This is a genomic window from Halarcobacter ebronensis, from assembly GCF_013201825.1.
In the GTDB taxonomy this organism is placed as follows: domain Bacteria; phylum Campylobacterota; class Campylobacteria; order Campylobacterales; family Arcobacteraceae; genus Halarcobacter; species Halarcobacter ebronensis.
In genome coordinates, this window is the sequence record NZ_CP053836.1 from 2,560,986 (window position 1) to 2,573,851 (window position 12,866).

A 12,866-nucleotide genomic window follows, 5' to 3' on the forward strand; every position below is an offset into this window, starting at 1 on the left:
ATGAAAAAATATATATTCACTTTTTTATTGGCACTTTGTATAGGTGTTGTAGGATGGCTTTTAGTCTTGTATAATGATATTAGAGGCGATTTAGATGAAGTTGTAAACTACAATCCACCAATGACAACCCAATTCTTTGACAAAGAGGGAAGACTTATTGCGAACATATTTAATAAAGAGCATAGACTCTATGTAAAATATGAAGATATTCCTGCAAGAGTTGTAGAAGCACTTGTTGCAATTGAAGATACAAATTTCTTTGAACACCATGGAATAAATCCAGATGCAATTAGTAGAGCAATGATAAAAAATGTAAAAGCAATGGGTTATGTTGAAGGGGCTAGTACTCTAACTCAACAACTTATAAAAAGTGTCTCATTAACAAGAGAAAAGAAATTGATGAGAAAAATAAAAGAGGCTCTTTTAGCAATTAAATTAGAAAATGTTTTAACAAAAGAACAAATTTTGGAAAGATATCTAAATCAAGTATATTTTGGGCATAGCTATTATGGTATTAGAACAGCTGCGCAAGGTTATTTTAGAAAAGATCTTTTTGAATTAAATCTAAAAGAGATAGCTATTCTTGTGGGACTTCCAAAAGCACCAAGTTTTTATGATCCTACAAGAAATCTTAAATTTGCGCTAACAAGAGCTAATCAAGTAATCAATAGAATGCATACTTTAGGATGGATAAATGAGGATGAGTATAATGATGCTATAAATGATATTCCAACTGTTTACAATGATACTTTAACAAAAAACAAAGCTCCATATATAGTAGATTTTGCTATAAAGATTTTGGGGAAAGATATTGAAGATATTAAATCAGGTGGATATAAAATTAATCTTACAATTGATCTTGATGCACAAGAAATAGCAAGAAATGCTCTTAAATATGGTTATGATGCAATAGTTGATAGGGATAAAAAACTTCAAGCTAATCCAATAAATAATGTAATAAAAAAAGCAGATGAGGAAGTTCCAGTTGAAGAAGGATATTTCGTAAATACCTTAAATGGTGCACTTGTATCAATTGAGAATAGTACAGGGAAAATTTTAGCTTTAGTTGGTGGAGTAAATTATGAGGAATCCTCTTTTAATAGAGCTATTCAAAGTAAAAGACAACCAGGATCTGCTGTTAAACCATTTTTATATCAAACAGCACTTGATTTAGGTTATTCTCCTGCATCACAGTTAATAGATATTGGAAGAACCTACGAATATGAGTCTGAGGGAGAAGAGAAAGTTTGGCAACCTAAAAATTATGGTGGCAAATTTAAAGGGATTATTACCCTAAGAGAATCACTAATAAAATCAAGAAATCTAGCAACTATCAATCTTGTAACTGATGTTGGTATTAATGAGATGTATAAAGGCTTAGAGAATTTTGGAATTGAAGATATGCCTAGAGATTTATCAATTACTTTGGGATCTTTTTCTATCTCTCCAATTGATATGAGCAAAGCTTATAGTGCTTTCTCAAATGATGGTATTCAAGTAACTCCTTATTTGATAAATTCTGTTACTAATGTAAAGGGAGAGACTGTTAGTTTTGAACCTGAAACAAAATATGTTGATTCTCCTGAACAAATCTATCTTATGAAAACTATCTTAAAAGATGTGGTGTTAAAAGGAACAGGAAGAAGAGCAAGTGTAAAAGGTCTTGAACTTGCTGGTAAAACAGGGACAACAAATAGTAACGTTGACGCATGGTTTTGTGGTTTCTCTCCTACAATTCAAACTGTTGTATGGTATGGGAAAGATGATAACACAGCAATGAGAAGAAGTGAAGGTGGAGGTTCAACAGCCGCACCAGCTTTTTCATATTTTTATAGAAAATATTTAGAAATACATCCAGAATTGGATAGAAAATTTGAGATAAATACTAATGTTAAAAGCTCTTTTGTAAATGGTCAAAAGGAGTATTATACTGAAATCTCTCCACTTCCAAAAGTTCAAATGCCAACAACAAGTGAATCTTCAGATGGAAAAATTATCGAGTTCTAAAACTAAAATATTTTAGGTATAAAAAAAGGCTAGTCCAAATTGGACTAGCCTTTTTTATTGTAGTAATACTACTAGCAAGAGTAAGTTGATTTAAATTCAAATGCAGTTGGTCTTGCTTCGTAAGGCCAAACTTGACTTTCAAATTTATAGTGTTGATAAGTATCAATCATCTCTTGAGAGAATACTGGTTTTAAGAACTCATTGTCTCTAATTAGAGCCTCTAATGAACCTCTTAATGTATGAGGCATTTGAGGAATATTTCTCTCTCTAATCTCATCTAAAGATAATTCAAATAAGTCGTCATCCATTGGTCCAACTGGTTCAAATTTATTTTTAATACCATCAAGTCCAGCCATTAACATTGCAGCGAATGCTAAGTATGGGCAAGCAGTTGAATCTGGGAATCTCATTTCAACTCTTGTTGCAGCTTCTCCAGCTCCATAAGGAATTCTACAAGAAGCAGATCTGTTTTGAGAAGAATAAGTTAAAATTGAAGGAGCTTCAAAACCTGGGATTAATCTTTTATAAGAGTTAGTTGCTGCATTAGTAAATGATGCTACAGCTCTAGCGTGTTTGAATACACCACCAATGTAGTGTCTTGCAGTTTCACTTAAATTACCATATTCACCTTGTGAATAGAATAAGTTTTTACCATTTTTCCAGATTGATTGGTGTACGTGCATACCATTTCCATTATCACCAAATAGTGGTTTTGGCATAAATGTACAAGATTTACCATTTAAGTGTGCAACCATTTTACAAACATATTTGTATTTTTGAACATTATCAGCAGCTTCAACAAGTGTTCCGAATTTTACTCCGATTTCACCTTGAGCTTGAGCAACTTCATGGTGTCCTAAAGTAACTTCAAGACCAACTTGCTCTAATACTTGCATCATTTCAGCTCTTAAATCAACCATTGAGTCAATTGGTTGAACTGGGAAATATCCACCTTTTGTTCTTGGTCTGTGTCCCATGTTTCCTACTTCATAATCAGTAGAATCTGACCAACATCCCTCTTCTGAATCTACTTTATAGTATGACTCATTAATCTCATCAACAATTTTTACATCATCAAAAATAAAGAATTCATTTTCTGGTCCAAAGTATGCTACATCTCCTAATCCAGATTCAGCAAGGTGTGATAATGCTTTTTTAGCAATAGATCTTGGACATTTTTCATACATTTGACCTTTATAAATATCATAAACATCACAAAATAGAATAACTGTAGAATCAGCAGTAAACGGATCTAAAAATGCAGTTTCAACATCTGGTTTTAAAAGCATATCTGATTTGTTAATTGGTTGCCATGCATCAATCGAAGAACCATCAAATGGCATACCATTTGCTAAGTTATCTTCATTTACAGCACTTAACATATAAGTTAGGTGATGCCATGCACCTTTCATATCTGAAAATCTAAGGTCAACGAATTTTACTTCATTTTCCTCACAAAATTTAAAAAACTCTTGAGAATTATTTACGAATTTTCCCATATCTTTAACTCCTTGAAATAATTATGCAACATTGTATCAAAATAAATAAAAATTAACATAAATTTATTGATTAAAAAATATACAATAAAATATTTTTTATTGGTAATTTCTTCAATGATAGTAGTATATAGTTGTTTAAAAAATAACTAGCTCTTTAGCTCTATTTTTAAAGGTTGCGCACTTCGTATAACCAACACTTTTTGCAAAAGATTTAACCTCATCGTACATAAACCCAACTTGCTCAACACTATGTGCATCTGACGAGAAAGTAATAGGAATATCAAGCTCAAATGCAAGTTCTAAAAGCTCTTTTGATGGATAAGGTTCATTTATTGGTTTTCTTAAACCAGCAGCATTGATTTCAATAACCATATTAGCTTTTTTTATCTCTTTAAGAGCATCTTTTGCTAGTAGTTTTATATCTTTTTTAGGCAGGTACTTAAAGAGTTTAATCAAATCAAGGTGTCCAACTATATCAAATAATCTACTCTTTGCTAACTCTTTTATGGCAGTAAAATAATCACTCCAAATAAGGTCAATATCTTTTTCTTTGTATTTTCCAATAAATTCTGGATTATCAAACCCCCAAAGCTCTGAATTCTTTTCCTGTAAAAAATGGACTGAACCAATTAAAAAATCAACTTTTGAGGTTAATATTTCATCTAACATCAAAGAACTATTTTGCATAAAATCCACTTCATATGCTTTTAAAATCTCAATTGAATTTTTATACTTCTCTTGTAACTCTTCAATTGATTTCTCATAGCTACTTTTTAAAGATATATCCATTCTATATTTTGGATCAAAAGGCATTGGTGCATGATCAGAGAAACCGTAAACATCTATACCTATTTCTATAGCTTTTTGTATATACTCTTCCATAGTTCCAGTTGCATGGTTACAAAGTGTTGTATGATTGTGTAAATCTACTCTCATCTATATCTCACCATATTTCTTCCTAAATCTTTTGCTTCATAAAGTCCATTATCTGCTTCTTGTATCATTTTATCAAGGGTATCAAATCTTTTAAAACAACACCCAATAGAGATTGTAAAATTTAATCTATGTTCATCAACTTTTATAGAGTTTTTTTCAAATATTTTTCGTAATTCTTCCAATTTATCTTTTACTTTATCAATATCTTTATTTGCAAAAACAATACAAAACTCTTCTCCACCTAATCTTGCGACTATCTCTTCATCATCAAAAGAGTTTTGCAAAAATGTTGCAACCATTTTTATTGCAATATCTCCAACACTATGTCCATAGGTATCATTTATAATTTTAAATTTATCTATATCTATAAGTGCAATAAAGAAGTTTTGATTCTTTTCATTTGCTATTTTTAAATCTTTATTACCAACTTCAAAAAGATATCTTCTATTATAAAGATTTGTTAAAAAATCTCTGTTTGCTCTATTTTTTAGCTCTTCAAATAGTTCCAAAACCTCAATATTTGCATTTATTCTTACATATAACTCTTCTTGCGTAAACCCTTTATATAAAAAGTCATTGGCACCACATTTTAAAAACTTTGAGGCAATTGTTTTCTCTTGTGTTACAGATGTAACAATAATTGATAATTCATCTTTACTATAATTTTTTCTAACACTTCTAACAAACTCTAGTCCATTCATAATAGGCATATAATAATCTGTTAATATAACTTTTATATTTTTGTTGTTTTCCAGTATTTCAAGAGCTTCTTTACCATTTGTTGCAGTAAATACAGTTAATCTATATTTCTCAATAAGATTTTTTGTACTCTCTAAAAAAGTTTTAGAATCATCTACAATTAGAACTTTCATATTAACATTGTTAATAATTCTTTTTATGATTGAAAGTGTATACTTATATGAATATAATCCATCTTTTACTACATAATCTACTATATTTTTACTTCTATTTTTTATCTCATCTTCAATAGTTGAAGAACCAGTTAAAATAATCATAGGAACGTCAAATTTGGCTACAAAATCAACTATCTCTCCATGTTGAGCATCAGGTAGTCCCAAATCAAGAAGAGCGACATCAAACTTGCCTTTATACTCTAAGAATAGTTTTGCACACTCTTCAAGGGATGAACCTTTTATAGTCTCAAAGCCTAAATGCTCATTTATAAGCATGCTCAATGTATTTGCAACAGATTTACTATCCTCTATAATTAATACTCTTTTTGTCATTAACTTAATATTCCCGATCCTTTAATAGGAGTACTTCTATCAGCAGCATAAACTCTTTTGCCATCTATGATATCATATTTCCAAATTGGAGCATTTGCTTTAAAATCTTCAACAAATTCATCAATCATTTCCAAAGCAACTCTTCTTTTTGGACTGCAAACAGCTGCAATATATGAACTTTGATGATTTAATACATCACCTTTGCTATGAGCCATCAAAACAATTGCATTATTTTCATTTGCTCTTTTTTGCCATGAATCAAACCAATTTTTTAAGATTGGTTCATAAATATCAAAACTTAATCCATCAATTTGATTTTCATCTCTTACTACTCCATTAAAAGTAATAATAGCTCCAAAATTTGAGTCTTTATACTCATCAAACCAAGATGCATTTATTTTATTAACATCAAGAGCTCCATCACATAAAATCAATTTATCCATTTCATCCACCACATACAGGAGGAAGAAGAGAAACTCTATCACCATCTTCTAAACTAATATCTTTTGAAATAACCATTGTATCATTAACCGCAACTGCACAATTTTCTAACCACTTTGATAATGCTTCATCATTTTTTAATATTGTACTTAATTCATTTAAACTTTTTATATCAACTTCTATTGGTTCTTTATTTATTGGTCCTAAGAATTCTACTTTTACCATTTTAACCCCTTATTCACTTCAATTTAGATATTATATCCAATTAAATTTTATAAAAAAGAAGGACTCGCAGATGATATTTGCAAAAATAGATTTTATTAATTTATTGCCTGTTCATGTATATTTAAAAAAACGTATTCAGTCAAGTCAAATAAAGTCAATTATTAATTATAAAAAATCATACCCATCAAAAATCAATAAGAAACTAAAAAAAGGGAAAGTTGACTCTGGTTTTATCTCTTCTATTGCTTCAAGAGGTGAAAAAAAATTAGACTATGGAATCATTGCAAGAAAAGATGTAAGATCAGTAATTTTAATTCCAGGTAAAGATAAAGATGATTATCAAAGTGAAACTTCAAATGCTTTAGCAAAAATTTTAAATCTACATGGAGAAGTTCTAATTGGGGATAAAGCTTTGAAATTTTTCCATGAAAATCCTAATATAAAAGTGGTTGATTTAGCATTGGAATGGAAAAAGAAATACAATTTACCTTTTGTTTTTGCAACCTTATGTTATAGAAAAAATGGAAAAATGTTAAATGATATAATGAAAAGTTTTAATAAAAAAGAGGTAAAAATTCCTCAATACATTCTAAAAGAGTACTCAAAAAGATCAAATGTCTCTGGAAAAAATATTTTAGAGTACTTAAAAAGAATTGATTATGATATAAAAAATGCTGAAAAAAAAGCCCTTAAAAAGTTTTTAACGTTTGCAAAACAAAAAGGGTTTTAATGACAGCTATTGATTCTATTGTTTTAGGAATAATTGAAGGATTTACTGAGTTTTTACCAATCTCTTCAACAGGACACTTGATAGTTGCAAGTGAATTTTTAGGGCTTGACCAAACTAATGTTAATAAAGCCTATGAAGTTATAATACAATTTGCTGCAATTTTGGCTGTTATTTTAAATTACCCTTCAAAATTTACACTTAAACATATTGATTTATGGACAAAAATTTTTATAGCTTTTGTTCCAATTGGAGCTGTTGGATTTCTTTTTTCTAAACAAGTTAAAGCTCTATTTTCATTAGAAGTAGTTGCTTTAATGTTTATTGTTGGAGGTGTAATATTTTTAATTGTTGAAAAATATTATGATGAAAAAAAACATATTACAAGTGATGTTGAAGATGTTTCATACAAACAGGCATTATATATAGGAATAGCACAAATTTTTGCTTTGATTCCTGGAACTTCAAGAGCTGGTTCAACTATAATTGGAGCCATGCTAGTAGGATTAAACAGAAAAGCAAGTGCTGAATTCTCTTTTCTTTTAGCCTTTCCTGTTATGTGTGCAACAACGGGATATGATCTACTTAAACATCATAATGAACTCTTTGTTGGAGATAATCTTCTAAATCTTTTGATTGGATTTGTTGTATCTTTTATTGTTGCTTTTTTGACTATAAAGATTTTTCTTAAATTCCTAGAGAATTTTACCTTTATAGCCTTTGGTATTTATAGAATACTTTTTGGTATTTTATTACTTACCTTCATTTATTAAATCGACTATTGATTCTGCACCATCGCAGTTTATAGAGTTAACCAATTTTTTGCTAATTGAGAAGTTGTCTTTTTTCAATATCTCAATTAGCAACTCTTCACTTAGATTCTCTTCTCTACAAAGATAAGCCAAATCTCTATCTACTAAATATTTTGCATTTGTATATTGATGATCTTTTGCTGCATGGGGATATGGTACAAATAGTGTAGGCAATGAGTTTGCGCACAACTCCCAAAGTGTTGATGCCCCAGCACGGCTAACCGCAAAATCTGCTTCACTCATTTTCAAAGAGATATCTTTTGAAAAAGGGAAAACATCAACATTTATTTTTAAGTTTTCATACTCTTTTGCAACTCTGTCATAATCATTTTTACCTGTTTGATGAATTATCTTAAGCCCAAGTCGATTAAGAGTTGGAGCAACTTTTAAAGCAAAGTCATTAATTGCAGTTGCGCCTTGTGAACCTCCTAAAAAAATCACTGTATTAAGTTCATCTCTTATCCTTGCATTATCAAAAAACTCATTTGATACTGGATAATCTTTAACTACTGATTTTGGATCAAAAGAAGAAAAAACATGTTTTGCAAATTTCGAAGTAATTGAGTTAAGAGTTCCCATAACTGAATTTTGTTCATGTATATATAACTTACAACCAAAATATAAAATAGAGGTAAAAGTTGCAGGTGCAGCTGAAAACCCACCAACTGAAATAACAGTTTTTACATCAAACTCATCAAAAATATCAAAGCATATATTTATCCCCTTAAAGATTTGAAACAAAGAAGCCACTTTCCCAAAACCCTTTTTATTTACAACACCTCTTGTTTCCAAAAAATAGGCTTTATATAATCGTTTATCATCTTTAAACCACTCTTGATCTTGTCCATTAACTGAACCTATAAATATAGGTTTCATCCCTCTTTTATGATACTCTTCAATTAATGCATCAGCAACTTTTAGATGTCCGCCCGTTCCGCCACCTGTTATTACAACTCTCATTATTGATTAACCCTTTTACTTAAATCTACAGATTTGCTAATTGATAAAACTAAACCAATTGCAATGGAAATAGCAAGCATTGACGACCCACCATAACTAAGAAGTGGCACAGCTATCCCTTTGATTGGTATCATACCTGAAATTCCATATGAATTTATCAAAAATGCAATAATTATCATCAAGGCAACACCTATTGTAAAAAGATGATAAATCTTATTTTCAACTCTGCCACTAATTCTAAAAATCCTAAAAACAATTAAAAACATAATCAAGGTAATAAAAGTAAGACCAATTAATCCTATCTCTTCTGTAATTCCAGCTAAAACAAAGTCCGTATGAACTTCACTTAAGAAACCTAATTTAATATCTCCAAGACCAATTCCTTCTCCAAATATACCACCATTATGCATTGCATTTAATGAGTGAGAAACTTGATAAGGCTCTGGCAGTTCATCAATTCTTAAATACTTATCTGCCCAAGATGGTAAAATTGATAATATTTTATCTTGCACCATTGCCCACCAAGAGTAGATTCTTTTAATCCTATGGGGTGCTGCAATAATCAATCCAACTAAAGCTAAAATCCCAACGACTCCTAAAGATACGAAAACTTTATAACTTCTATTTGCAAATATTAATAGAATAAATAAAATTGCTCCAAGCAATACAACTTGACCTAAATCCTTTTGTAAAAAAGCAATAATAAAAACAACAACTAAAAAAGCAATAAAATATGGCATAAGAAGTAGTAGTTCTTGTTTTAAGCCAATCTTTCTTGGAACTTCAATCAATCTTCTATGAAAAGACCAAGATAAGAAATATATAAATCCAATTTTAAAAAACTCAACAGGAGAGAGGGAAAAGCCTGGTAACCTAATCCATCTATTAGCCCCACCCGAAGCAGTAACTACAGAGGCAGGTAAAAAAGGCATTATTATCATTAAAATAAAGAAAAAGATAAAAAATCCCATTCCTACTCTATTTACTATTTTATCTGGTTCAACTAAAGAGAATCCCCACATAATAAAAATAGATAAAATCCCAACAGTTAATTGTCTAATAAAAAAATGAAATTGATTATATCCATAGAATTCTACTGTATAAATTGTTAATGAATATGAAAAGATAATGCTTGCTATTATTAGTAGTGAAACTAATATAAATAGTACATAATCAGCTTGGTAAATTCTTTTTTGGGAATTGTTTCTTTTAATTGTATTTTTGTTAGAATTCATTTTTTATTATATTATATTATGGATAAATATGCCTTCAAATTTAAAGGAAAAAGATAACAAAATCAAGAAAATTATGTTTTTGTTTTTCTTTATACTTTTTTTACTTATTGTGTTAATAATTTCAATTTTTGATACCATGGAAGAGTACCGGAGACTACCTTCTTTGGAAACTTCAAAAAAAGAACTCTCAGTTAGGGGAGATATTATTAGTTCTGATAATTTCAAAATTGCAACCTCAAAAAAGATATATAAAGCCTCAATTGATACAAGATTTTTAGATACAGATAAGAAAGAACTTTTTGTTAGACTTTTCTCTATTTATAGTAACATCCCATATAAAAAAATTGTAGAAAAAATTGATGAATCATTAAAAGAACCAGGGAATCTTGTTCTTTCATATAATATTGATTCAAAAACTGCTAAAAACCTGAAAGAATTAGAGTTTAAGCTAAGAAGACTGGATGTTTTTAAAGCAATAAAAGTTCCTGGAGGGAAAATTTTAAGAGGGCTTACTGTTAGTGAGAGTGGAGAAAAACGTGTATACTCTTATGAAAAAACTTTAACTCCAGTTGTGGGATATATTACTAAATTTGAAACTCAAAATGATAAAACAAAAGTAAAAGGGATAAAGGGTTTAGAACGTAACTATGATAAACTTTTAAATAGCAGTAAAGATGGTATTTTAAGTGGAAACAGAGATGTTTTATCATATATCTCTTTTAATAGAAACTCAACTATAAAACAGAGAGTGGATGGAGCAAATTTAGTCCTAAATATTCCTTTGAAATTACAAAAAAACAATGAAATGATTTTAGATATTTACAAAGAAAAACTACAAGCCCAAGAGATAATTATATCTGTTATGGATAGTAAGACTGGTAAAATTTTATCGCTTGCCTCTTCAAATAGATTTAATCCTGAAAAAATTTATCAAAATGATATTCCATCTCTAAATGTAAATGCAATTGAGTACCAATTTGAACCTGGTTCTGTAATAAAACCCATTGCAATATCATTGGCAATAGATAAGAATAGAATCAAAAAAAATGAACTCTTTTTTGCTTATAATAATAAGGGAAATGTAAATAAAGATGGAGAGTTTCCTAAGGGTGCTTATAAACTTGATAGATTTACAATCAAAGATGATCACCAATTTAAAAAGAACTATTTAACTCTTGATGATATATTTATTTTCTCCTCAAATATAGGAACATTACAACTTGCACAAAGGCTTACTGGACCAGAGTTTTATGAAGGTATGAAAAGATTTGGTTTTACAAGAAAAACTGGAATTGATTTGCCTTATGAAAAAATAGGAATGATTCCAAAAGTTTGGCAATTTTCTGCAAATGATAAAGAGAAAGAGGATAATGTATTTAAAGCAACTGTCTCTTATGGTCAAGGTATGACTTCAACTTTTATGCAGATACTTAAAGCGTATAGTGCATTTAACAATGATGGAGTAACAGTAACACCTAAGATTGTCTCATATGTTGAAATTGATAATAATAAATATAAAGAAGACAAAATTGAAAATGAAAAGATTATTTCAACTAAAACAGCAAATGAGATTAAAAGATTATTAATTAAAACTGTAACACAAGGAACAGGAAGAGAAGCTCAAATAGATGGTCTGGAAATTGGTGGTAAAACAGGAACAGCACAAATTGCAAGGGATGGTAAATATCAAAAAGAGTATATCTCCTCATTTTTTGGTTTTGTTAATGATGAAAAAAGCTCTTACACAATTGGTGTAACAGTTATTGACCCAATTTCTACTGGTAAAAATTGGTATTACCACTATGCAGCTTGGTCAGCTGTACCTGTTTTTAAAGAGATTGTTAAAAATCTAGTTCGATTAAACTATCTATCACCAAAAAACGATATAATCTCTAATTAAAAAAAAGGATAACAAATGTTTGGATTTGGAAGAAAAGAGTTAAAAGAATATAACTATAACAAAGAAGAACTCTCAAAATTTAAATATGCAAAAATGACTACAACTAAAGGTGTAATTTGGTTAAAACTATTCTATGAAGAGACACCAAATACAGTTGCAAACTTTGCAACACTAGCAAATGATAAATTTTATGATGGATTAAATTTTCATAGAGTAATAGAAAATTTTATGGCACAAGGCGGTTGTCCAGATGGTACTGGAGCAGGTGGTCCAGATTGGGCAATAGCATGTGAAACTAATGCTCCTAAACAGATACATAATAGAGGAAGTTTATCAATGGCTCACGCAGGTCCAAATACTGGGGGAAGCCAATTTTTCATCTGTTTTGTTGATTGTCCTCATTTAGATGGTCATCACACAGTTTTTGGTGAAATAGAAAATAATGATGAAGAGAGTTTTGAAGTTCTTGATAGCATTAGACAAGGTGATATTATTGAATCTGTTGAAATATTAGAGTCAAAAAATTAATATTGCTTTAAAAGGTGCTAGAATCTTCTAGCACCACTTTTCTATTCATCATCTTCGTCATCAAACTCTTCAGTATCTTCTTCAGCATAAATTGCAACCACTTCATCAAAATTAACTAATAGTTCACCATTATTTGGAAAAGGGAAAGAGAATACCTTTTGCTCTTCATCAACCATATAGTTAAAATACTCATTTCTTAAAAAATTATAGTTTTCATCACTACCTACAAACTCTAACTCACTACCTTCAGATAAAACTAAATAAATCACTTTCATAATTGCCCCTTTAAAAAGATAAGTAATTATAAAAGGTTAATGGCAACGAAATAGTTACAAACAAAAAAAAAGAG

13 protein-coding genes are annotated in these 12,866 nt (G+C 29.6%); 5 read left to right on the forward strand and 8 right to left on the reverse strand.

Features of this window, described 5'->3' with window-relative positions; all coding sequences use genetic code 11:
- Complete coding sequence (locus tag AEBR_RS12670; RefSeq protein WP_129088069.1) at window positions 1–2,007, forward strand: penicillin-binding protein 1A; 2,007 nt, start codon at window positions 1–3, stop codon at window positions 2,005–2,007.
- A gap of 71 nt (window positions 2,008–2,078) precedes the next feature.
- On the opposite strand, the gene glnA is transcribed toward AEBR_RS12670, so the two are convergent.
- From glnA to AEBR_RS12695, 5 genes are all read right to left on the reverse strand, one after another.
- Window positions 2,079–3,506, reverse strand: coding sequence for a type I glutamate--ammonia ligase (gene glnA, locus AEBR_RS12675; RefSeq protein WP_129088068.1), 1,428 nt, complete (start codon window positions 3,504–3,506; stop codon window positions 2,079–2,081).
- 135 nt (window positions 3,507–3,641) lie between these two features.
- Window positions 3,642–4,442, reverse strand: a complete 801-nt coding sequence (hisJ, locus tag AEBR_RS12680; RefSeq protein ID WP_129088067.1) for a histidinol-phosphatase HisJ — start codon at window positions 4,440–4,442, stop codon at window positions 3,642–3,644.
- Window positions 4,439–5,689 carry a GGDEF domain-containing response regulator gene (locus tag AEBR_RS12685; protein ID WP_129088066.1) on the reverse strand — a complete coding sequence of 417 codons (1,251 nt, stop codon included), beginning with the start codon at window positions 5,687–5,689 and terminating at the stop codon, window positions 4,439–4,441. Before AEBR_RS12685 ends, hisJ begins: the two co-directional genes overlap by 4 nt.
- On the reverse strand, window positions 5,689–6,132 hold the full coding sequence (locus AEBR_RS12690; protein ID WP_129088065.1) for a molybdopterin synthase catalytic subunit: 444 nt from the start codon (window positions 6,130–6,132) through the stop codon (window positions 5,689–5,691). Before AEBR_RS12690 ends, AEBR_RS12685 begins: the two co-directional genes overlap by 1 nt.
- A gap of 1 nt (window position 6,133) precedes the next feature.
- Window positions 6,134–6,355 carry a MoaD/ThiS family protein gene (locus tag AEBR_RS12695; RefSeq protein ID WP_129088064.1) on the reverse strand — a complete coding sequence of 74 codons (222 nt, stop codon included), beginning with the start codon at window positions 6,353–6,355 and terminating at the stop codon, window positions 6,134–6,136.
- A 70-nt stretch (window positions 6,356–6,425) separates the two neighbouring features.
- Between AEBR_RS12695 and AEBR_RS12700 the strand changes: the two genes are divergently transcribed.
- Both AEBR_RS12700 and AEBR_RS12705 read left to right on the forward strand, forming a co-directional pair.
- Window positions 6,426–7,085 carry an MqnA/MqnD/SBP family protein gene (locus AEBR_RS12700; protein WP_129088063.1) on the forward strand — a complete coding sequence of 220 codons (660 nt, stop codon included), beginning with the start codon at window positions 6,426–6,428 and terminating at the stop codon, window positions 7,083–7,085.
- Window positions 7,085–7,855: an undecaprenyl-diphosphate phosphatase gene (locus AEBR_RS12705; protein ID WP_129088062.1), complete on the forward strand. Its 771-nt coding sequence runs from the start codon at window positions 7,085–7,087 to the stop codon at window positions 7,853–7,855. The genes AEBR_RS12700 and AEBR_RS12705 overlap by 1 nt, the downstream gene beginning before the upstream one ends.
- Here the strand turns inward: AEBR_RS12705 and AEBR_RS12710 are convergent.
- Window positions 7,835–8,854 carry a UDP-N-acetylglucosamine--N-acetylmuramyl-(pentapeptide) pyrophosphoryl-undecaprenol N-acetylglucosamine transferase gene (locus tag AEBR_RS12710; protein WP_129088061.1) on the reverse strand — a complete coding sequence of 340 codons (1,020 nt, stop codon included), beginning with the start codon at window positions 8,852–8,854 and terminating at the stop codon, window positions 7,835–7,837. The two genes, AEBR_RS12705 and AEBR_RS12710, sit on opposite strands and share 21 nt — an antisense overlap.
- Window positions 8,854–10,089: an FtsW/RodA/SpoVE family cell cycle protein gene (locus tag AEBR_RS12715; protein ID WP_129088060.1), complete on the reverse strand. Its 1,236-nt coding sequence runs from the start codon at window positions 10,087–10,089 to the stop codon at window positions 8,854–8,856. Before AEBR_RS12715 ends, AEBR_RS12710 begins: the two co-directional genes overlap by 1 nt.
- 109 nt (window positions 10,090–10,198) lie before the next feature.
- On the opposite strand from AEBR_RS12715, the gene AEBR_RS12720 reads away from it, so the two are divergent.
- Complete coding sequence (locus AEBR_RS12720) at window positions 10,199–11,989, forward strand: peptidoglycan D,D-transpeptidase FtsI family protein (RefSeq protein ID WP_228712200.1); 1,791 nt, start codon at window positions 10,199–10,201, stop codon at window positions 11,987–11,989.
- A gap of 15 nt (window positions 11,990–12,004) precedes the next feature.
- On the forward strand, window positions 12,005–12,517 hold the full coding sequence (locus AEBR_RS12725; protein ID WP_129088058.1) for a peptidylprolyl isomerase: 513 nt from the start codon (window positions 12,005–12,007) through the stop codon (window positions 12,515–12,517).
- A 41-nt stretch (window positions 12,518–12,558) separates the two neighbouring features.
- Here AEBR_RS12725 and AEBR_RS12730 read toward each other — a convergent pair whose 3' ends face one another.
- On the reverse strand, window positions 12,559–12,792 hold the full coding sequence (locus AEBR_RS12730; protein WP_129088057.1) for a hypothetical protein: 234 nt from the start codon (window positions 12,790–12,792) through the stop codon (window positions 12,559–12,561).
- Between the last annotated feature and the right edge of the window lie 74 nt (window positions 12,793–12,866).